The following is a 21,732-nucleotide window of genomic DNA, read 5'->3' on the forward strand; positions in this document are numbered from 1 at the left end:
CCATGGCACGAACCCCCACTTCGCGCGGCGCGGCACCAAAATCGCCGTCTGCACTGCCCTCTTCCACCCAGTCTGAAACCTTTCGCGGCAACGCCGGTGAGCTGCAACAGCAAGCCGGTGGCAAACACCCGGTGCTGACCACGCAGCAGGGCATTGCGGTGGCAGACAACCAGAACTCTCTGCGCTCCTCGCCACGCGGGCCCGCGCTGCTGGAAGATTTCATCCTGCGCGAGAAGATCACGCACTTTGACCACGAACGCATTCCCGAGCGCATCGTGCACGCGCGTGGCTCGGGCGCACATGGCTTTTTCGAGCTGACGCATTCGCTCAAGAAATACACCACAGCCCAGGTGCTCACCGAAGTGGGCGTGCAGACGCCTGTATTCACGCGCTTTTCCACCGTGGCGGGCGGTGCAGGCTCGGTGGACACGCCGCGCGACGTGCGCGGCTTTGCCGTGAAGTTCTACACGCCCGAGGGCAACTGGGACCTGGTGGGCAACAACATTCCGGTGTTCTTCATCCAGGACGCGATGAAGTTCCCGGACCTGGTGCACGCCGTGAAGATGGAGCCGGACCGCGCCTTCCCCCAGGCCGCCAGCGCGCACGACACCTTCTGGGACTTTGTTTCGCTGATGCCTGAGTCGATGCACATGGTGATGTGGGCCATGAGCGACCGCACCCTGCCGCGCAGCCTGCGCACCATGGAAGGCTTTGGCGTGCACAGCTTCCGCCTCATCAATGCAGCGGGCGAAAGCACGTTCGTGAAGTTCCACTGGCGGCCCAAGCTGGGCATCCAGTCCACCGTGTGGGACGAAGCCATGAAGCTGCAGGCGGCCGACAACGACTTCCACCGCCGCGACCTGTTTGAAGCGATTGAGGCCGGCGACTTCCCCGAGTGGGAGCTGTCGGTGCAGCTCTTCACTGAGGAAGACGCCGAGCGCTTCCCCTTCGACCACCTGGACCCGACCAAGCTCATCCCCGAGGAGCTGGTGCCGCTGCAACCCATCGGCCGCATGGTGCTCAACCGCTGGCCCGACAACTTCTTTGCCGAGACCGAGCAGGTGGCCTTCTGCCCCGCCAACGTGCCGCCGGGCATCGACTTCAGCAACGACCCATTGCTGCAAGGCCGCCTGTTTTCGTACCTGGACACGCAGCTCTCGCGCCTGGGCGGGCCGAACTTTGCGCAGATCCCGATCAACGCACCCAAGTGCCCGTTCCACCACATGCAGCGCGATGGCCACATGCAGATGCAGGTGCCCAAGGGCCGCGTGAACTACGAGCCCAGCAGCCTGCAGGGCGACACGCCGCGCGCTTCGCTGGCGCGGGGCTTCCGCCACTTTGCGCAGGGTGACGATGGCAGCGGCCGAGGCAAGGGCCGCATCCGCCCCGAAAGCTTTGCCGACCACTACAGCCAGGCGCGCATGTTCTACCGCAGCCAAAGCCCGCTGGAGCAGGCGCACATGGCGTCGGCGCTGGTGTTTGAGCTGTCGAAGGTGGAGACACCGCATGTGCGCGAGGCGGTGGTGGGCCAGCTGCTGCATGTGGACCCTGAACTGGCCCAGCGCGTGGCAGCCGGCCTGGGCCTGCAGGCGCTGCCCCCTGCGCCACCCGCTGCCGAGCCGGTGCAAGACCTGCCACTGTCGCCCGCGCTGCGCATCATCGACCGCATGAAGCCCACGCTGCAGGGCCGCTGCATCGGCATCCTGGTGGCCGATGGCTCGAACGGCACCACCGTAGCCAACCTGCGCAAGGCGCTGGAGAAAGCAGGCGCCACGGTCAAGATCGTTGCGCCCAAGGTGGGCGGCGCGGTGCTGAAAGACGGCACGCTGCTGCCCGCTGATGGCCAGTTGCAGGGCACGCCGTCGGTGGTGTTTGACGCCGTGGCGTCCATCCTGTCGCCCGAGATGGGCGAGCAACTGGCCAAAGAAGCCGCAGCCGTGGACTGGTTCCGCGACGCCTTCGGCCACCTCAAGGCCATTGCCGCCTGCAAGGGCACGCAGGCCATCTTGCAGGCCGGTGGCATCGAGCCCGATGCGGGCGTCGTGGCCCCCGCCGACGCCGAGGGCTTCATCGCCGCGGCGCAAACCCGCCAATGGGCCCGCGAACCCAAAGTGCGCACCCTTGCGTAACCCACCAACAACCCGTTGAAGGAGAAACCATGTCCAAAGCCCGTTACGACAGCCAGCAGCTCAACGACATGGTGCTGCAAATGATGGAAACCGAACTCGGCGGCGAGCAGGTGTACCGCACCGCACTCACCTGCGCCGTGAACCCCGATCTGAAGGAAGAATGGGAAGGCTATCTGCAAGAGACCCTGACCCACCAGGACGTGGTGCGCAGCCTGTGCGACACCCTGGGGCTGGACCCCAACACCCAGTCGCCCACGCGCCGGGTGGTCAAGCACATTGGCGAGTCGCTGGTCAAAGCCATGCAGCTGGCCAAGCAAGGGGGCAACCCCGCCGCCGCCCAGCTGGTGGCTTGTGAATGTGTGGTGCACGCAGAAACCAAAGACCACGCCAACTGGGAACTGCTGGGCAAGGTGGCCGAAGTGGCCACGGGCGATCTGGGCCGGGCCCTGAAAGCAGCCCACGAAGCGGTGGAGAAAGACGAAGACCACCACCTGTACCACACCAAGGGCTGGTGCCGCGAACTGGCCATCGAGGCCCTGGGCCTGCCGGCGGTGCTGCCGCCACCCGAAGAGGTCAAGAACGTGGAAACCGCCATTGGCGCATCACGCGCCGAGCAGCAGCGCGAAAGCATGCTCTGACCAGCATGCAGCCAGCAGACGGATAGACGCCTGCGGCAATCGCTATCAATAAAATAGCTGCCAGCGCTTTATCCATAAGCGCTGGCAGCTATTTTTGCTTCAAACCCTGAGGCGGAGGCCTTGGCCTGCCCCACCCGCACCGTGCAGGTTACTGCGCAACGAAACCGCTGTTCTTGATGATGCGCGACCAGGCCTGGGTGTAGGCGTTCTGGCGGTTGGTGAGTTGCTGCGGGGTCATGTACCCCACGGTGAGCCCCATGGTGGTGAGCTGGCTGTGTACATCCGGCTGCGCGACCACCTTGGCCAGCGCGTTGGAGAAGTCCACCACGAACTTCTGCGGCGTGCCTGCGGGGGCGTAGATGCCGTAGTACGGCAGGTCTTCAAAGCCCTTGAGGCCCAGCTCATCAAACGTGGGCACATCGGGCATGGCGGCCTGGCGGCGGGTGCCCAGTACGGCCACCACATGCACCTTGCCTGCCTTGTGGTTCTCGATGAAATCCTGCACCGAGCCCACACCCGCCGCGATCTGGTTGCCCAGCATGTCAGCCATCATGGGCGCGCTGCCGCGGTAAGGGGCCGAGACCAGGTCGATTTGGTACTTTTCGCCCACCAGCTTGACCAGGAACTCGGGCGTGGAGGCCGGGGCCGGAATGCCCACCGCCCCTTTGCCCTTGCCCTGCGCCTTCACCCAGGCCACGTAGTCGGTGAACGACCTGGCCGGGGTGCCGCCCGAGACAGCGAACGCATTCACGAACGTGGCAAAACCGCCCACCGACACAAAGTCGTGCACCGGGTCGTAACCAGGGTTCTTCACCACCTGGGGCAGGATGGAGATGGTGTGGTCGTGCGACAGGAACAGCGTGTGCCCGTCGGCCGGTGCGGCCTTGAGGGCCTGCGCCGCAATCTGCCCGCCTGCGCCGGGGCGGTTTTCCACCACCACGGGCATGTGCAGTTCGTCCTTGAGCTTTTCGGCCAGCAGGCGGGCTATGGCATCACTGCCGCCGCCGGGCGGAAAGCCCACCAGAATGCGCACGGGCTTGGCGGACTGTGCACTGGCCAGCCCCACGGTAAGGGCCGCGCCCAGCACGGCCGTGGTGCGCACGGCGCGGGCCAGCAGGCTGCGGCGCGAGGAATGGGATGTCATGGCATGGCTCCTGCAGATGTGGCAATCAAGACGGCGAGGCGCGCGGCCCTCAGGCCAGGCGTGCGCGGTGGCGTGCCAGTTGCGCACGCACCTGGGCGGGTGCAGTGCCGCCCAGCGTGTTGCGCGCGTTGAGCGAGCCGCGCAGGCTCAGGCACTCGTACACGTCTTTCTCGATGGCGGGGTGGAAGCCTTGCAGCACAGTCAGGGGCAGCTCCGACAGGTCACACGCATGGGTGGTGGCGGCCTTGACGGCATGGGCCACGGTTTCATGCGCATCGCGGAAGGGCAGGCCCTTCTTCACCAGGTAGTCGGCCAGGTCCGTGGCCGTGGCGTAGCCCTTGAGCGCGGCCTGCTCCATCGCAGGCGCGTTGACGGTGATGCCGCCTTCCTTTTTGCCGGTGGCGGGGTTCAGCTGGCCGCCGACCATCTCGGCAAAGATGCGCAGCGTGTCTTTGAGCGTGTCCACCGTGTCGAACAGCGGCTCCTTGTCTTCCTGGTTGTCCTTGTTGTAGGCCAGCGGCTGGCCCTTCATCAGGGTGATGAGGCCCATGAGGTGGCCCACCACACGGCCGGTCTTGCCGCGTGCCAGTTCAGGCACATCGGGGTTCTTCTTCTGCGGCATGATCGAGCTGCCGGTGGTGAAGCGGTCGGCGATCTTGATGAAGCCGAAGTTCTGGCTCATCCAGATGATGAGTTCTTCGCTCAGGCGGCTCACGTGCACCATGCACAGGCTGGCAGCGGCGGTGAATTCAATGGCGAAGTCGCGGTCGCTCACGGCGTCCAGGCTGTTCTGGCAGACGCCCTCCATGCCCAGCGTGCGCGCCACGCGCTCGCGGTCCAGCGGGTAGGTGGTGCCGGCCAGTGCGGCGCTGCCCAAGGGCAGCACGTTGGTGCGGCGGCGCACGTCGGCCATGCGCTCGGCATCGCGCTTGAACATTTCCACATAGGCCAGCATGTGGTGGCCAAAGCTCACGGGCTGCGCCACCTGCAGGTGGGTAAAGCCGGGCAGGATCACGTCCACGTTCTGCTCGGCCACATCGACCAGCGAGATCTGCAGTTCTTTGAGCAGGTCGCCAATCAGGTCAATCTCGCCGCGCAGCCACAGGCGCACGTCGGTGGCCACCTGGTCGTTGCGGCTGCGGCCGGTGTGCAGGCGCTTGCCAGCGTCGCCCACCAGCTGGGTCAGGCGGGCTTCGATATTCAGGTGCACGTCTTCGAGGTCCAGCTTCCATTCAAACGCGCCAGATTCGATTTCCTGTGTGATCTGCGCCATGCCGCGCTGGATGGAAGCGTGGTCCTCCGCACTGATCACGCCTTGCGCGGCCAGCATCTCGGCGTGGGCCAGGCTGCCTGCAATGTCGGCCTGCCACAGGCGCTTGTCGAAGAACACGCTGGAGGTGTAGCGCTTGACCAGGTCGCTCATGGGCTCAGAGAACAACGCAGACCAGGCCTGGGCCTTGGTGTCAAGCTGGTTGTGGGATGGCGCAGACGCGGCGTTGTTGGCTTGGCTGGAGGACATGGGAGGGCAATAATTGGATGGTTCAGACACCCGGACAGCCCGGATGCCAATGCAAAACACCGAAATTTTATCGACCCTGCCCCCCGAGCGCGGACAAACACCGTCTTCTGCGCAGGCGCAGCCATGGTCCAAGGGCTCCAAAGCCCCTGCCGGGCGGGCCCTGGTGTTCGATGCATGCCACCTGGGGGTGGTGCTGCGCGCGGTGCTGTTTGTGGAGACGGTGGTGGGCGTGGGGGCCATGTTTGGGGCCGATACGTTCTACCAATGGCTGGCCACGGTCGCTCTGCTCACGGGCGGTGCCTTGCCCGCCACGCTGGTCTGGCTGGGCACGGCCTGCAGCCTCAAGACCGTGCTACAGCGCCTGAGCACCGCCCAGCAATATGCAGCGGGCGTGGTGCTGGGGGCGCTGGCGGGCGCCTATGCCTGCGCCATGCTCAAGCTGGCCAATGTGGCGCCCCCCTCGCCCCCATGGCTCGCCAGCGCCGCCTGCGGGGCCCTGCTGTCAGCCATGCTGGTCACGGCGCTGGTGCTGCGCGCGCGTGGCCGCACCCCCGCGGCCACCACGGCACGCCTGACGGAACTGCAGTCGCGCATCCGCCCCCACTTTCTGTTCAACACCCTCAACAGCGCCATCGCCCTGGTGCGCGCCGAACCAGCCAAGGCAGAGTCTTTGCTGGAAGACCTGAGCGACCTCTTCCGGCACGCGCTGGTGGAGCAAGGCGAATCTGTGACGCTGGCCGAGGAAATCACGCTGGCACAGCGCTATCTGGCAATAGAAGAGGTGCGCTTTGGCCACCGCCTGCAGGTGCAGTGGAGCCTGGACCCGCGCACCGATGCCGCCCGCCTGCCGCCCCTGCTGCTGCAGCCGCTGGTGGAAAACGCCGTCAAGCACGGTGTGGAGCCCAGCCCGCGCGGCGGCAAGCTGAAGGTGATGACCGAGCTGCGCGGCAGCCGCGTGGTGGTGCGCATCACCAACACCCTGCCGCCCTCGCACATCAAGAACGATGCACCACGCGGCCATGGCATTGCGCTGGCCAATGTGCGTGCCCGGCTGGCACTGCTGCACGATGTGCAGGGCGAGTTCACGGCGGGGGTGCAAGACGGGCTCTACCAGGTGCGCATCACGCTGCCGGTGGAAGCCCCCATGCGCCGTGCGCTGCAAGCCCAGCGGGCTGCCAAGGGGCGCCGCAAACCATCGACCACGCCACGCACAGCCTCACCTTCCACACCGCCGAAAGCGCCATGAACATCCTGATCGTTGACGACGAACCATTGGCCCGCCAGCGCTTGCGCACCCTGCTGAGCGACTGCACCGACTGCCAGCGCACCACCGTGGGAGAAGCAGGCAACGCGGGCGAAGCGCTGGCGCTGCTGGGCCCCACCGGCGGGCGCGGCTTTGACGTGCTGCTGCTGGACATCCACATGCCCGGCCAGGACGGCCTGAGCCTGGCCCACGCCGTGCAGGCCCTGCCCCAGCCGCCTGCCGTGGTGTTCGTCACCGCCTATGCCGACCATGCGGTGAGCGCGTTTGAACTGGACGCTGTGGACTACCTCACCAAGCCCGTGCGGCGCGAACGCCTGCAGCAGGCGCTGGCCAAGGTGCAGCGCCTGCTGCGCCCCAGCACGCCTGCCCCCATTTCCACCCTGCCCGAAGGCGAAACACTGCTCATCCAGGACCGGGGCCGCACCGAGCGCATTGCGCTGCACGAGGTGGTGTATTTCAAGGCCGAGCAGAAGTACGTGACGGTGCGCACTGCCACCCGCAGCTTCATCATGGATGGTGCATTGAGCGACCTGGAGTCGCGCTATGGCGAGCGCTTCCTGCGCATCCACCGCAACGCCCTGGTGGCGCGCCGCGCGCTGCGGGCGCTGGAAAAGCACCACGACCCCGACGAGGGAGAGGGCTGGGCGGTGCGCTTGCAGGGCTCTACCGAAGTGCTGTCGGTCTCGCGCAGGCAAGTGGCTGCGGTGCGCGAAGAACTGGCGCGCTGACCACCCCGGTCAGATCAAGCGGTACACCACCGGCACGGGACATAATCGCGCGCCATGTCCAGTCGTCGAACCCTCTCCCTCCTGCGCCTTTGGGTGCTGGCGTGGTTCGTCGCCTCCATCGGGGTGTCGGTGGCATCGCCGCTCATCCACCCACAGTCCATCGAAGTGATCTGCTCTGGCGCCGGGGCCATCAAGTGGATGGTGCAGACCGACGACGGCGCGGTAGAGATGGGCTCTACCAACATGGACTGCCCCTTGTGCGCCCCCGCTACCGGCGCGCCTCCGGCCCCTGTGGCCTGGGCACCTCCTCCCCCGCACCCGCTGGCCCATGCCGTGCAGCCCGTGCAGGCGGCCCGCATTGCGGCCGCCACGGCTGCTCCGCTGCCTGCGCGCGGCCCACCGCACGCACTCTGACCTGTTCCTGATCCGCTCGCACCCGGTGCCTTCATGCCCTGGGGCTGGCGGTGCCTGTTCGTATGTGCGGCAGGGTGGGCCCGGCATCGTTTTGGCTGGCGCTGGCCTGCCGCCTTCAGAGTGATGTTTCATGCCATTCCCAGCTTTGGGCCGCACTGCGGCCGTGGGCGCCGCCGTGCGCCGTTCCGTCTTTTCGTCCATTGGCCGCGCGCAGGGCCTGCCGCCATTCGCACTGCACACCCTGGTGGCCAGCGTGGCTGCTGCACTGGCCTTCATGCCGCTGGGCACATCAGCCCAGGAGAAGGCCACCACCACACCCCAAACCGCCACCCTGCCGGTGGTGGAGGTGACCGAGGGCTCTGCCACCCCCAACGGCAAGCTCACCCTGGACACCCCCCGTGGAAACCGGCAGCCGCCTGGGCCTGACAGCGCGCGAGACGCCCGCATCGGTCACCGTGGTGGACCGCGCCACCATCGAGGCGCGCGGCGCCCAGGACACCCAGGAAATCTTGCGGGCCGTGCCCGGCGTGACCGCGCACGATGCGCCGGGCAGCGTGGGCGTGAGCTACCGTGGTTTTGGCAGCGGCTCGCTGGGCCAGTTGTTCAACGGCATCACGGTGCAGTACAGCATTGCGGCGCGCCCGGTAGATAGCTGGATCTACGACCGGGTGGAGGCCATTGGCGGGCCGTCGAGCTTCCTGTTCGGCTCGGGCGCGGTGGGCGGATCCATCAACTACATCACCAAAACGCCCGAGCGCACCGACTTCACCGAAGCGCAGGTGCGTGCTGGCTCGCACCGGCTGCGGGAAGTGTCCATCGGCATCAACCGCCGCCTGGGCTCTGCGGCCACAGCCGCGGGCGGTGGCACCGTACACTACGCGCGGCTGGACGTGAACCACCGTGACGGCGGCAGCTGGACGGAAGGCACCGAGCGCCGCGCCACGCAGCTGGCGACATCGCTGCTGTCTGACCTGGGCGGCGGCTGGAGCCACCTACTGGCCTACGAATACCAGAACGAAAACGTGCACCGCCCTTACTGGGGCACCCCCGTGCTGCAACCGGCTGTGGGCGAGCTGCGTATTGACCCAGGCACCCGCGACAAGAACTACAACAGCGCCGACGGGCTGTACGCACAGCGCGTGCAGTGGCTGCGCTCTGTGGCGCAATGGAGGGTGTCAGACGCACTGCAGCTACGCAACACCCTGTACGCCTACGATGCGCTACGCGACTACCGCAACGTCGAAACCTACGCCTTCAATGCCACCAACACGGCGGTGGCCCGCTCGGGCGTGCTGCTGCAACGGCATGACCACGAGGTGATTGGCAACCGCCTGGAAGCCAACTACCACGGCACCCTGGCCGGGCGGCGCAGCGACTGGTCTGCCGGGCTGGACTTCAGCGTGAACCGGCAAACACGCTTCCCCAACAGCCTGTCCACCACCGTGAGCACGGTGGACCCCTACAACTTCACCACCGAATATTTCTTCAACATTCCGGGCATGAAGCCCGGCTTCCAGCCTGACCGCGACAACAAGGTCACGACCACCGCCGTGTACCTGGAAAACCGAACCGCCCTGGCACCCGCACTGCAGCTGATAACCGCGCTGCGGCACGAGCGCATTGCGCTGGACCTCACCAATCGCCGCGCCATCACGGCCGCCAGCCCCGCCCACATGGCCCGCAGCTACGAGCCCACCACCGGACGCATGGGCCTGGTGTGGGACGTGGCCCCTGGCATGAACCTGTACGCGCAGTACGCCACCGCGGCCGATCCGCCAGCAGGTGTTCTGAGCACTGCCACCTTTGCCAACGTGCGCGACAACACCGAGCTGACCACAGGCCGCTCGTACGAAGTAGGCAGCAAGCTGGACTTCTGGGGCGGCAAAGGCACGGCCACCGTGGCGGCCTTCCACATCACGCGCAAGAACATCGCCACCCAAGACCCCAACAACAGCAGCCAGACACTGCTGGTGGGCGAGCAATCGTCCAAAGGCGTGGAACTGGCCGCAGGGCTGCGCCCCCATGCACGCTGGCAGCTGCAAGGCAACCTGGTGCGCACGCAGGCGCGTTACGAGAACTTTGTGCAAGGCGGCGTTTCGCTGGCCGGCAAAACACCCACCAACACACCTCAGACGGTGGCCAACCTGTGGGTGAGCTATGCCCTGACGCCGACATGGACAGCCAGCGCGGGCGTGCGCCATGTGGGCAAGGTGTATGCCAATGCCGCCAACACGCAACACTGGCCCGCCTACACGCTGCTGGACCTGGGCGTAGCCTGGAAGCTGCAGCCCGCCACCACACTGACGGCCCGCCTGCGCAATGCCACAGACCGGATCTACGCCGCCAATGTGGGCAGCGGCCAAGTCTACCTGGGCGCCCCACGCACGCTGGACGTGACACTCCACACCGCGTTCTAAAAAGGCAGAGCACCCCATGCGGCACGCCAAACGCTGGCTTTACCTGGTTCACCGTTGGCTGGGGGTGCTGCTGTGCAGCGTCTTCGCCCTCTGGTTCATCTCTGGCATCGTCATGATGTACGTGGGCTACCCCAAGCTCACACCGGCCGAGCGGCTGGAGCACCTGCCCCCGCTGCGCGGGGTGCCCATTGCGCTGCAACCTGCCCAGGCCCTGCAAGCGGCAGGCTTGCAGGGCCCACTGCAAGAGCTGCGGCTGGCGCTGGCCAGTGGCGGTCGCCCCGTGTATGTGGCCACGCCCGCCACTGAACTTGAGCCCGGCAGCAAGGCTGCACGGCGCTCCAAGACAGCGCCGGTGGTCATCGATGCCACCACGGGCGAGCTGATCCGCAACGTATCAGCCGCCCACGCGCTGGCATCGGCCCAAACCTTCGCCTCGTCGCGTGACAGCGCCTTGGCAGCAGACGCCTACCCCCAGCACCTGGGCATGGTGAGCGAAGACGCGTTCACCCATTCCAGGGCGCTGGACATGCACCGACCCTTGCACACCGTGGCCCTGGGTGACGCAGACGACACGGTGGTGTATGTCTCCAACGCCACGGGCGAGGTGGTGCGCGACGCCACCCGCACGGAACGCCTGTGGAACTACGCAGGCGCATGGATCCACTGGCTCTACCCTTTCCGGGGCAACATGTTCGACAGGTACTGGACGGACATCGTGAACTGGCTGTCCATCGCTGGCGTCGTGCTGGCGCTCACGGGCACCGTGGTGGGCGTGCTGCGCTGGCGTTTCACCGGGCCACGCTACAAAAGCGGTTCACGCTCGCCCTACCCCGGCGGCATGATGAAGTGGCACCACACCACGGGACTGCTGTTCGCAGCGGTCACCATCACCTGGGTGTTCAGCGGGCTGATGTCGATGAACCCCTGGAAGCTGTTTGACAGCGGTGCACCGCCCCTGCGCACCGCGGCCATGCACGGCGGCCCCCTGCAACTGGCCAATGGGGCACCCCTGGCCAGCGTGCAGGCCTTGCTGGCACAGGCTACGCCCAACGTGCGCGAGCTGCGCTGGGTGCGCGCGGCGGGCCACACCGTGGTGCAGGCCTGGAGCCCCGGCAGCGTGGCCACGCTGCTGGACGCAACCACCGCCGCGCACCATGCCATCGCCCCGCGGGAGCTGACCGCCGCAGCCGCACGCCTGGTGGACGCGCCCGTACAGGAAGTGCAAACGCTGAACGCGTACGACCTGCACTATTACGACCGGGCCCCGCACACCATGGGCGGTGGCGCCGACAAGCCCTTGCCCGTGTGGCGGGTGGTGTTTGCCGACCCGCATGCCACCTGGGTGCACATCGACCCACGCACGGGCACCGTGCTGGGCCGCACCGACACCCACCGCCGCACCAGCCGCTGGCTGTTTTCCATGCTGCACAGTTGGGACTGGCTGCCCCTGCTGGAGCGCCGCCCGCTGTGGGACGTGGTGCTGATCGTGCTGAGCCTGGGTGGCACGGCCCTGAGCGTGACAGGGGTGGTGGTGAGCTGGCGGCGCTTGCGGGTCAAGGCGCGGTCAGGTGCAGGACTGGCACACCCACGCACCGCGCGGGCAGCTGCAGCGAGCGCACCTACCGGCAGGGCCAGCCCGCAAGCTGGCAATGTTTGACGGCTCCGAGCGGATGAGCAGGCTGCGAGGCGGCAACGACGCCGCGCCGCAAGCTCATACGGTTTTGCATTCCCTCAGATCACCGGACAGGAAATGGCAGACCGTGCTGTATCACGGGAAGGCGAACCAACGACGTGATTCGTTGGAAGGCAAAGCCGTGTCAGTGGCGGCTGCGCAAGGTGCGGCTGAGCAGAATCACCGGCACCAGGCCCACCGCCACCAGCGCCAGCGACGGCAAGGCGGCTTCGCCCAGGCGCTCGTCGCGTGCCAGCTGGTAGGCTACCACGGCCAGGGTGTCGCTGTTGAAGGGGCGCAGCACCATGGTGGCGGGCAGCTCCTTCATCACGTCCACAAACACCAGCAGCGCGGCGGCAGCGGTAGAGCGGCGCAGCAGCGGCCAATGCACCCGCGCCATCAGCCCCAGGCTGCCCATGCCCAGCATGCGGGCGGAATCATCCAGGCTGGCCGGAATGCGCGCATAGCCGCTTTGCACCGACTGCAGCGCCACCGCACAAAAGCGCACCAGGTAGGCCCACACAATGCCCACCGCCGTGGCCGTCACCAGCGCGCCAATGCCCCACTGCGGCACGGCGGCCTGCAGCCAGCCCACGGGCAGCAGCAGCCCCACCACAATCACCGCGCCCGGCACTGCATAGCCCAGGCTGGCCAGTTGCACCACGCCGCGTGTCACGCCATCGGGGCGACGGCGCACGGCAAAGGCCAGCGTCAACGCCACGGCCACGGCCAGGGCAGAAGTGATGCCGCCCAGTCGCACGCTGTGCCAGGCCCATTCCACAAAACGGCCCCAGGGCAGCACCGACCAATCTGCCGCCAGCGGCCGCAGCATGAAAGCAATCGGTGCCACAAAACCCATCAGCACCGGCAGGCCGCACACCAGCCATGCCGCCACGCGCAAGCCACCGCGCAGCACCAGCGGTTGCGCCTCTGACGAGCCCGCACGCCCCACCCCACCGGCGGCAAAGCGCATGCGCTTTTGGGCGCGGTGCTCCAGGTGCAACAGGGCCAGCACCACCACCAGCAGCATGGTGGCCAGCTGGGCCGCCGCCAGGCGGTTGTCCATGGACAACCAGGCTTTGTAGATGCCGGTGGTGAAGGTCTGAATGCCAAAGTAGCTGGCCACGCCGAAGTCGGCCAGGGTCTCCATCAGCACCAGCGCCACGCCTGCAGCCACGGCCGGGCGGGCCAGGGGCAAGGCCACCGCCCGGATGCGGCGCGGCAGCGGGGCACCCAGCAACCGCGCTGCCTCCATGAGCTGTGCCGCACGCTCACCCAAAGCTGTGCGGGCCAGCAGGTACACATAGGGGTAGAGCGAGAAGATGAACACCCACACCGCCCCACCCAGGCTGCGCACTTCGGGCAGCAGGCGGCCTTCCAGGCCAAACATGTTGCGCAAGCCCACCTGAAGGGGGCCGCTGAACTGCAAAAAGTCGGTGTACGCATAGGCCGTGACATACGCGGGCATGGCCAGCGGCAGCAGCAACAGCCATTCAAACGTGCGCCGCCCCGGAAAATCAAACAGCGTAACCGCCGCCGCAGCAGCGGTGCCCACCAGGGCCGCGCCCAAGGCCACCATCACACTCAGCCACAGGGTGGTACCCACATAGCCCGGCAGCACCGTGGCCGCCATCTCGCGCAAGATGCTGCCCGCCTGGGCGTCTCCCTGCCCCCAGGGGAGCCAGGACGCCAGCACCGCCAATACCGGCAAGGCAAGCACGCCCGCCAACAAAATCAGGGCCAGGGAACGGAGAGCAAAGGGGCTGCGGCGCAAGACGGGCAATCTATGGAGGCGGATGGAACACAGCGCCAGGGGGCCACCCGCCAGGGCGGCACGGCCCTTGCGCGCCGCGGCGGCTGGGATGCAAATGCGAATTTTAAGCATTCGCCACCTAGAATGGCGGGATGTTCCTAGAGGTCTCCCAACTCGATGTGCGCTACGCGGGCCGCGCACAAGCCGCCGTTCATGGTGTTTCGCTGGGCTTGCATGCGGGCGACATCGGCGTGCTCATCGGCCCTTCTGGCTGCGGCAAGACCACTTTGCTGCGTGCCGTAGCGGGGCTGGAGCCTGTTTCCAGCGGTGAAATCCGCCTGACCAAAAGCGTGGTGAGCAGCGCCACGCTGAGCGTGCCGCCCGAGCAGCGCCGCATTGGCATGGTGTTTCAGGATTACGCGCTGTTCCCGCACCTGTCGGTGGGGCGTAATGTGGCGTTTGGCATTCACCAGCTGCCGCGCGCCGAACAAGCTGCCCGCGTGGCCGAAGTGCTGCAACTGGTGGGCCTGGAAGGCAGCGAGAACCGCTACCCCCACGAACTCTCGGGCGGCCAGCAGCAGCGCGTGGCCCTGGCGCGCGCCCTGGCGCCGCGCCCGCAGCTCATGCTGCTGGACGAGCCCTTTTCCAACCTGGACGTAGACCTGCGCGAACGGCTGGCGCACGAGGTGCGCGGCATTCTGAAAGCCGCAGGGGCCACCGCCCTGTTCGTGACGCACGACCAGTTCGAGGCCTTTGCCATTGGCGATGTGATCGGCGTGATGAACGAGGGCCACCTGCACCAGTGGGACGACGCGTACACCCTGTACCACCGCCCGGCCACCCGCTTCGTGGCCGACTTCATCGGCCATGGCGTGTTTGCCCCAGCCACGCTGGTGCAGCGCGGCACCAACGTGGTGGCCCAAACCCCCCTGGGCGACCTGACCGACCTGGCCGAATGCCCCCTGCCCAGCAGCTACCCCGGCGGTGAATGCGACGTGCTGCTGCGGGCCGACGACATCGTTCACGACGACCACGCACCGGTGCAGGCGCAGATCGTGCGCAAGGCGTTTCGCGGATCAGAATTTCTGTACACCCTGCGACTGCGCAGCGGCCTTCAGGTCATGGCCCACGTGCCCAGCCACCACGACCATGCGGTGGGCGAGTGGATTGGCATTCGCGCCCAGGTGGACCATGTGGTGACCTTCGCTCGCGGCGCATGAAGCCACCGGACAATTTGCATCAAATCAGCCTCTAGCGCCCGCTGAAAAAGCGGTGGCAGCTATATTTTTCATAGCAATTTGACAAGGTTGCAGCAGGTGGCGATAGTCCAGCCGCAATGCAAACAAATTGTCACACTTTGCAGGCCCAATGGCGTTGGGTGATATTGCCCAATGCCACCGCCTGCGCGCAGGTGCCAGTGCAGCCCCGTCAGTGAGGGGCCCGGCGAACGCAGGTGGGTTCCACCGACTTGCCATGATCGCTACCGCTCCTGCACCCCGCACCACCAACATCCTTGGTCGCCGCCTGCTGGCCACTTTCGTGACCGTACTTTTGCTCACGCTGGCCGGCTCTGCCATTGGCGTATGGTCCTTGCGTAGCGTGGACGCAGCCACCCGCCAGGCCATTGAAAACAACGTGGCCACCGAACGCCTGGTGGCCGATGCGTACCGGCTGCAAGCCATCAACGCCGAACGCTACAAGGCCATGGCCTTGAGTTCCGAGCCTGAAGTGGGCGAGATTCTGTCGGCCGACATTGAGCGCACCCAAACCCACTACCGCGAGCTGATGGACCAGCTGGCCACGCGCCTGCAAACGCCTGCGGAGCAAGCCCTGCTCACCGGCACACACGACAAGGCGCAAGACTTTCAGGCCGCCGTCAAAGAACTGGTGACGGCGCGGGACTTTGGCCTGACCGAACGCATCCGCAAGGTGTTCACGGAACGCTTTGAGCCCAGTGCCGCCGCCCTGCTCGGGTCGTTGCAGCAGCTGGCGCAATCGCAGCGCGATGCGATTGACGCAGCGGGCGCCCAGATTGCGCAAAGCAGCCAACGCGCCCAGGTGGCGCTGACCCTGTTTTGCGCCACAGCCCTGCTGCTGGGCAGCGTGCTGACCTGGTGGCTGGTGCGCAGCATTTCGCGCCCCATCGGCGCGGCCAACGCCACGGCCCAGCGCGTGTCCAGCCTGGACCTGCGCGAGAACATCGAAGGGCACAACCGGGATGAGGCAGGCCAGTTGCTGCTGTCCCTGAACACCATGCAGCAAGCCCTGCGCACCTTGGTGATGCAGGTGCGCCAGTCCGCCCAGAGCGTGCGCCTGGCAGCCCACGAGATTGCGCAGGGCAATGCCGACCTGTCCGAGCGCACGGAAGGCACGGCATCCAGCCTGCAGCAAACGGCCGCTGCGCTGGAGCAGGTAACGCAACGCCTGCACCAATCCACCGAAACGGCAGCCCGCGCCGAGCACATGGCCAGCCAGGCATCGGCCGTGGCCACCGAGGGCGGCAACGCGATGGCCCAGGTGGTGCACACCATGCAGAACATCCAGCAGTCGTCCCGCAAGGTGGAGGAAGTGACCGGGGTGATCGACAGCATTGCTTTCCAGACCAACATCCTGGCGCTGAACGCCGCGGTGGAAGCCGCCCGCGCGGGCGAGCAAGGCCGGGGTTTTGCCGTGGTGGCGGCCGAAGTGCGCCAGCTGGCCATGCGCGCGGGCGAAGCCGCCCGCGAGATCAAGGGGCTGATCGCGACCTCGGCCCAGAACGTGGAGACCGGGACCGCCCTGGTCAATGGCGCGGGCCACACCATGGGCCAGATCGTGGAGTCGATTCGCAACGTCGCCAGCATGATCAGCGACATCAGCACCACCACGCTCTCGCAGACCCGCGACATCAACGACATCAACACGGCCGTGGCGCGCCTGGACCAGATGACGCAGCAAAACTCGGCCCTGGTGGAAGAATCTGCCGCCGCCTCGGAGGGCCTGCGCCACCAGGCCAACGAGCTCACGCACCTGATCAGCCAGTTTGTGTTGCCCCCACAGCACGAGGCGCTGCCGGTGCCGGGCCCTGTCCGCATGCCAGCACTGCCAAGCGCCTGAAGAGCTGAGGCGGTGAGCCAGGAGCTATCGCCGCGCCTGATTTGCCAAGCCCACCACGGCGGAGCAGCAGCAGCGGCGTTGCTCAGCCCTGCTGCTGGCGCAATTGGTCCACCACAGCCTGCAGGTGGATGGCCCATTCGCGGCGGTCACGGCCTTGGGAGGTTTCGGGCTCGCCGTACGTCACCACCGCCTCAATGGCCGGGGCGCTCAGGGTGCGCCAGATGGAGCCCAGCAGGGTCTCGTCACCGATGTAGCTGGGCGCAAAGCTGGTGGCACCAGTGGCCTTGTCAACAAACCGCAGCCCCACGGGTACGACCGGCGCATCGGCCGCCACAGCGGCTTGCAGCAGGTTGGCATGGAAGGGCAGCATGGCACGACCATCGCCCGTGGTGCCCTCCGGAAACACCGCCAGCACCTCGTTGCGCTGCAGGGCTTCTTGCATGGTGCGCACCATGCGCATGGCGTCGCGGCGCGAGGTGCGTTCGATGTACAGCGTGCCGCCAGCAGTGGCCAGCGTGCCAATCAAGGGCCAGCCCTGCACGTCCGATTTGGAGATGAAGCAGCAATGCCGCGCCGCGTGCATCACCGGAATGTCGAGCCACGAAATGTGGTTGGCCACCAGCATGACCGGGCCGCGCACCGGCGGTGTGCCCTGCACCCGCAACGAGATACCGGCACACGCGAGCAGCTGCTGCGACCACGCCTGCACGCGGATGTATTGCTGCTCTTGCGACATGCGCGGAAAACGCAGCGTGACCACCCACAGGCCATGCAGCACATGGCCCAGCAGGCGCGCACAGCGCCACAGCGCGCGTGGCAACTTCACAAGAACCCCGGCGCGTCGCGCAGCGCAACGCAAGAGCCTTGCTCGGGCGGCCTGGAACCCTTCAAGCGCATTCAGGCCCGCTCAAACGCCACATGCCCACCCACCAGGGTGGCGCGCACGCAGCCGGGCAGTTCGTAGCCCGAAAACGGTGTGTGCTTGCCCTGGCTGCGCAGGGCGTCGGCCTGCACCGTCCAGGCGGCCTGGGGGTCGAACACGCACAGGTCGGCCACGCCGCCTTCGACCAACTGGCCCACGCTGGCTTGCAGCGTGCCCAGGGCCGTGCCCAGCACGCGCGCGGGTTCAGCAGTGATGGCAGCCAGGGCGCGCTGCAGCGGCACACCCTGGTCTTGCGACCACTTGAGCGCCAGCGACAGCAGCAGCTCCAGCCCGGTGGCGCCGGGCTCGGCCTCGGCAAACGGCAGGGTCTTGGCGTCTTCGTCCACAGGGTTGTGGTCTGACACCAGTACGTCGATGGTGCCATCGGCCAGCGCGGCGCTGAGCGCATCGCGGTCGCGCTGTTGGCGCAGCGGGGGCGAGAGGCGGGCACGGCTGTCGAAGAAGCCGATGTCCACGTCGGTGAGGTGCAGCGAGTTGATGCTCACGTCGGCCGTGACCTTGAGGCCATCGGCCTTGGCGCGGCGCACCAGCTCCACGCCCGCAGCGCTGCTGATGCGGCACAGGTGCACGCGGGTGCCCGTGGTTTTGAGCAGTTCAAAAATGGTATGCAGCGCAATGGTCTCGGCCGCCACGGGCACGCCCGACAGGCCCAGGCGCGTGGCCAGCGGGCCGCTGGCGGCCACGCCCTTGCCCAGGTGCATCTCTTGCGGGCGCAACCACACGGTGTAGCCATAGGTGGCGGCGTACTGCAGGGCGCGCTGCAGCACCTGGGTGCTGGCCAGCGGCACCTCGGCCTGGCCAAAGCCCACGCAGCCGGACTCGGTCAGCTCGGCCATCTCGGTCAGCACCTCGCCGGCCAAACCGCGGGTCAAAGCGCCCAGCGGAAACAGGCGCGACTGGTGCAGCTTCTCGGCGCGGAACTTGAGCATCTCCACGAGACCCGGCTCGTCAAGCACGGGGTCGGTATCGGGCGGGCAGACCAGGCTGGTCACGCCACCGGCCACGGCGGCGGCCATCTCGGATTCGAGCATGCCTTCGTGTTCATGGCCGGGCTCGCGCAGGCGCGCCGCCAAGTCCACCAGGCCGGGCAAGACGATGCAGCCCGAGGCATCAATGGTGCGAGTGGGGGCAAAGTCTGCCGGGGCGCGGCCCAGGCCCACAATGCGCCCGGCCGCCACGGCCACGTCGCAGATCTGGTCAAGGCCCGAAGCGGGGTCGATCACACGGCCGTTCTGGATCAGGATTTTCATGATTTCAAGCCAAATTGGCCACTAACGCTTACCGGATAAGCGCAAGCAGCTATTAAATACATAGCATCTACATCGCTCAACATTGTGCCCGCCTATTTGCACCACAGCCGACCAAATGCCAGTGCCACCGTGGAACCGGCTTCGCCGGGCCAGGGGTGGCGTCCCCCTTGGGGGATGACGCGAAGCGGCACAGGGGGCATTGCGTTGCGGGGGTTAGGCTTCATTTCCAGCAACGATGGACATCACCGCCATGCGCACCGCGATGCCGAAAGTCACCTGCGGCAAGATCACGCTTTGCTTGCCATCGACCACAGCGGAGTCGATCTCCACGCCGCGGTTGATGGGGCCGGGGTGCATCACGATGGCATCGGGCTTGGCCAGCTGCAGCTTTTCCTGCGTGAGGCCAAAGCTCTTGAAGTATTCCTGGCTGGACGGCAACAGAGCCCCGCTCATGCGCTCGTTCTGCAGGCGCAGCATGATGACCACGTCGGCGTCTTTGATGCCCTCTTCCAGCGTGTGGCACACGCGCACGCCCATCTGCGCCATGTCGCCCGGCACCAGCGTGCGTGGGCCCACCACACGCACTTCGGCCGCGCCGAGGGTGGTGAGGGCATGGATGTCCGAGCGCGCCACGCGGGAGTGCAGCACGTCGCCCACGATGGCCACGGTGAGGTTGCTGAAATCCTTCTTGTAGTGGCGGATGGTGTACATGTCCAGCAGCCCCTGCGTGGGGTGGGCATGGCGGCCATCGCCCGCGTTGATCACGTGCACATGGGGAGCCACGTGCTGTGCAATCAGGTACGGTGCACCCGATTCGCTGTGCCGCACCACGAACAGGTCTGCCGCCATGGCCGACAGGTTGGCGATGGTGTCGAGCAGCGACTCGCCCTTGCTGGCCGAGCTGCGCGCGATGTCGAGGTTGATCACGTCGGCAGACAGGCGCTTGGCCGCGATCTCGAACGTGGTGCGCGTGCGCGTGCTGTTCTCGAAGAACAGGTTGAACACGCTCTTGCCGCGCAGCAGCGGCACCTTCTTCACTTCGCGGTCGTTCACGCTCACGAAGTTGGCAGCGGTGTCGAGGATGTGCGTGACGATGTCCCGCGGCAGGCCTTCGATGGAGAGCAGGTGGATCAGCTCGCCGTTCTTGTTGAGTTGGGGGTTGCGCTTGTGCAGCACGGTCAGGCCTCCTGGACTTGGAACTGGAAAGTGCCCTGCTCATTGCGCGCCAGGGCCAGCGATTGGCTGCCCGGCAGCGCCACACGGGCGGCAGCAAAGTCTGCCTGCACGGGCAACTGGCGACCACCCCGGTCCACCAGTACAGCCAGCCGTACGCTGGCAGGGCGGCCGTAGTCGAACAATTCGTTGAGCACGGCGCGGATGGTGCGGCCGGTGAAGAGCACGTCGTCGAGCACCAGCACATCGGCGCCGTTTACATCAAAGGGCAGCGCCGTTTGCGCCCCGGCGGCCAGCCCGCGCTGGGCAAAGTCATCGCGGTGCATCACCGATGACAGCACCCCGGCGGGGCCTTCCAGGCCCAGGTCTTTTTGCAGGCGCTCGGCCAGCCAGGCACCGCCCGAGGCAATGCCCGCCAGGCGCGTGGTGGGGGTCAGCATGCTGCGCACGCCGCGCAGCAATTCGCGGTACAGGGCCTCGGCGTCGAGCACGAGGCTGCCGGCCTGGCCGGCAGGAGAAGTCGTCATGGGAGGTTCCTCAAAAACTGTTCCAGGATGATGCAGGCCGAGGCGGCGTCGGCATCCTTGGCGCCACTGGCAAAACCGGATCCGCCGCGCGACCGCTCGGCATGGGCTTCGGTGGTGCTGTAGCGCTCGTCCACCTCAAACACCTGCAGACGAAAGCGCCCGCGCAATTGGCGGCCAAATTTCAGGGCACGCTGCGTGTTCTCGTGGCTTGCACCGTCGGGGTGGTAGGGCACGCCGATGACCAGCGCGTCGGGCTGCCATTCCTTGATGCGCTGGGCCACCTGGGCGAAGCGGGCGTCACCCTCGGCCTTGATGGTGGCCTGCGGGCTGGCCGTGCGCAGCATGCGGTTGCCCGAGGCCACCCCCGTGCGCTTGAGGCCAAAATCAAAAGCAAGAAAAGTCTGAAACTGCGCGGGAACGGCGGGCTGGACGGAAGCGGTAGGCTGAGCGGGAAGCCCGGTCATGCGTGCCCCGCCTCAGGAGAGAGCATCCAGGCCTGCAAGCCCAGCAAGCCCAGCGCACGGTCGTAACGCTCGGGCACGGGCGTGTCGAAAATCACGGACAAATCGGCGCCCACGGTGAGCCAGGCGTTTTCAGCCAGCTCAGACTCCAGCTGGCCTTCGCCCCACGATGAATACCCCAGCGTGACCAGCACCCGGCGAGGCCCGGCGCCCGTGGAAAGGGCTTCCAGCACGTCCTTGGAGGTGGTCATGGCCAGGCCACCAGGAATCGCCATGCTCGAGGCATAGGCGGACTCATCGGCTTTTTCGGTGCCTGCGAGCATGGGCTCATGCAGCACAAAACCGCGTTCGGTTTGCACCGGGCCGCCCTGAAACACGGGTTCCTGGGTCAGATCCTCGCGGCGCAAGGACAAATCGACCTTGTCGAACAGGCCTTTGAGGGTGATATCGGAGGGCTTGTTGATGATGAGACCCAGAGCACCGCGTTCGCTGTGCTCGCACAGGTACACCACACTGCGCGCGAAAGACTCATCTTCAAGACCGGGCATGGCGATCAAAAAATGATGCGTCAGGTTGATGGGCGCAGAATCAGAAGACATTGTCC

The 21,732-nt window shown here is 66.7% G+C and carries 17 protein-coding genes and 1 pseudogene; 9 read left to right on the plus strand and 9 right to left on the minus strand.

The annotated features are described in order from the left end of the window. Nucleotides 1–2 precede the first annotated feature (2 nt). Together IHV84_RS09225 and IHV84_RS09230 are read left to right on the plus strand one after the other, a co-directional pair. On the plus strand, nt 3–2,129 hold the full coding sequence (locus IHV84_RS09225; RefSeq protein WP_066787234.1) for a catalase: 2,127 nt from the start codon (nt 3–5) through the stop codon (nt 2,127–2,129). Between the two features lie 29 nt (nt 2,130–2,158). Continuing rightward, entirely contained in the window at nt 2,159–2,767 is a 609-nt protein-coding gene (locus IHV84_RS09230; RefSeq protein WP_066693941.1) for a hypothetical protein, read from the plus strand. A 148-nt stretch (nt 2,768–2,915) separates the two neighbouring features. On the opposite strand, the gene IHV84_RS09235 is transcribed toward IHV84_RS09230, so the two are convergent. Together IHV84_RS09235 and argH are read right to left on the minus strand one after the other, a co-directional pair. Further along, nucleotides 2,916–3,911, minus strand: a complete 996-nt coding sequence (locus IHV84_RS09235; RefSeq protein ID WP_066693943.1) for a Bug family tripartite tricarboxylate transporter substrate binding protein — start codon at nt 3,909–3,911, stop codon at nt 2,916–2,918. 49 nt (nt 3,912–3,960) lie between these two features. Further along, nucleotides 3,961–5,430, minus strand: coding sequence for an argininosuccinate lyase (gene argH / locus IHV84_RS09240; protein ID WP_142083530.1), 1,470 nt, complete (start codon nt 5,428–5,430; stop codon nt 3,961–3,963). Nucleotides 5,431–5,479: 49 nt separating this feature from the next. Here argH and IHV84_RS09245 point away from each other — a divergent pair, with 49 nt between their 5' ends. The 5 genes and pseudogenes from IHV84_RS09245 (at nt 5,480) to IHV84_RS09265 (ending at nt 11,910) form a co-directional block, all read left to right on the plus strand. Then, nucleotides 5,480–6,676: a sensor histidine kinase gene (locus IHV84_RS09245; protein ID WP_198846650.1), complete on the plus strand. Its 1,197-nt coding sequence runs from the start codon at nt 5,480–5,482 to the stop codon at nt 6,674–6,676. Continuing rightward, nucleotides 6,673–7,422: a LytTR family DNA-binding domain-containing protein gene (locus tag IHV84_RS09250; protein ID WP_198846651.1), complete on the plus strand. Its 750-nt coding sequence runs from the start codon at nt 6,673–6,675 to the stop codon at nt 7,420–7,422. Before IHV84_RS09245 ends, IHV84_RS09250 begins: the two co-directional genes overlap by 4 nt. A gap of 54 nt (nt 7,423–7,476) precedes the next feature. After that, nucleotides 7,477–7,836, plus strand: a complete 360-nt coding sequence (locus IHV84_RS09255) for a DUF2946 family protein (RefSeq protein ID WP_198846652.1) — start codon at nt 7,477–7,479, stop codon at nt 7,834–7,836. Nucleotides 7,837–8,110: 274 nt separating this feature from the next. Continuing rightward, nucleotides 8,111–10,253 (plus strand): annotated as a pseudogene (locus IHV84_RS09260) (TonB-dependent receptor). Between the two features lie 16 nt (nt 10,254–10,269). Next, the gene (locus IHV84_RS09265; RefSeq protein WP_198846653.1) at nt 10,270–11,910 is read left to right on the plus strand and encodes a PepSY-associated TM helix domain-containing protein; all 1,641 of its coding nucleotides are present in this window, start codon (nt 10,270–10,272) and stop codon (nt 11,908–11,910) included. A gap of 160 nt (nt 11,911–12,070) precedes the next feature. On the opposite strand, the gene IHV84_RS09270 is transcribed toward IHV84_RS09265, so the two are convergent. Next, complete coding sequence (locus tag IHV84_RS09270; protein ID WP_066788787.1) at nt 12,071–13,699, minus strand: iron ABC transporter permease; 1,629 nt, start codon at nt 13,697–13,699, stop codon at nt 12,071–12,073. 131 nt (nt 13,700–13,830) lie between these two features. Here IHV84_RS09270 and IHV84_RS09275 point away from each other — a divergent pair, with 131 nt between their 5' ends. Both IHV84_RS09275 and IHV84_RS09280 read left to right on the plus strand, forming a co-directional pair. Continuing rightward, complete coding sequence (locus tag IHV84_RS09275; RefSeq protein ID WP_198846654.1) at nt 13,831–14,898, plus strand: ABC transporter ATP-binding protein; 1,068 nt, start codon at nt 13,831–13,833, stop codon at nt 14,896–14,898. A 253-nt stretch (nt 14,899–15,151) separates the two neighbouring features. Next, entirely contained in the window at nt 15,152–16,774 is a 1,623-nt protein-coding gene (locus tag IHV84_RS09280; RefSeq protein WP_198846655.1) for a methyl-accepting chemotaxis protein, read from the plus strand. An 82-nt stretch (nt 16,775–16,856) separates the two neighbouring features. On the opposite strand, the gene IHV84_RS09285 is transcribed toward IHV84_RS09280, so the two are convergent. From IHV84_RS09285 to IHV84_RS09310, 6 genes are all read right to left on the minus strand, one after another. Next, nucleotides 16,857–17,600, minus strand: coding sequence for a 1-acyl-sn-glycerol-3-phosphate acyltransferase (locus tag IHV84_RS09285; protein ID WP_066788778.1), 744 nt, complete (start codon nt 17,598–17,600; stop codon nt 16,857–16,859). A gap of 71 nt (nt 17,601–17,671) precedes the next feature. Beyond that, nucleotides 17,672–18,967: a dihydroorotase gene (locus tag IHV84_RS09290; protein WP_044398804.1), complete on the minus strand. Its 1,296-nt coding sequence runs from the start codon at nt 18,965–18,967 to the stop codon at nt 17,672–17,674. Nucleotides 18,968–19,180: 213 nt separating this feature from the next. After that, the gene (locus IHV84_RS09295; RefSeq protein ID WP_044398807.1) at nt 19,181–20,143 is read right to left on the minus strand and encodes an aspartate carbamoyltransferase catalytic subunit; all 963 of its coding nucleotides are present in this window, start codon (nt 20,141–20,143) and stop codon (nt 19,181–19,183) included. Nucleotides 20,144–20,145: 2 nt separating this feature from the next. Beyond that, the gene (pyrR, locus tag IHV84_RS09300) at nt 20,146–20,667 is read right to left on the minus strand and encodes a bifunctional pyr operon transcriptional regulator/uracil phosphoribosyltransferase PyrR (RefSeq protein ID WP_198846656.1); all 522 of its coding nucleotides are present in this window, start codon (nt 20,665–20,667) and stop codon (nt 20,146–20,148) included. Further along, the gene (ruvX, locus tag IHV84_RS09305) at nt 20,664–21,131 is read right to left on the minus strand and encodes a Holliday junction resolvase RuvX (protein WP_198846657.1); all 468 of its coding nucleotides are present in this window, start codon (nt 21,129–21,131) and stop codon (nt 20,664–20,666) included. The genes pyrR and ruvX overlap by 4 nt, the downstream gene beginning before the upstream one ends. Beyond that, entirely contained in the window at nt 21,128–21,727 is a 600-nt protein-coding gene (locus IHV84_RS09310) for a YqgE/AlgH family protein (RefSeq protein ID WP_044398812.1), read from the minus strand. The genes ruvX and IHV84_RS09310 overlap by 4 nt, the downstream gene beginning before the upstream one ends. Between the last annotated feature and the right edge of the window lie 5 nt (nt 21,728–21,732).

It is taken from the genome of Acidovorax sp. IB03 (assembly GCF_016406015.1).
Lineage (GTDB): Bacteria > Pseudomonadota > Gammaproteobacteria > Burkholderiales > Burkholderiaceae_C > Acidovorax > Acidovorax temperans.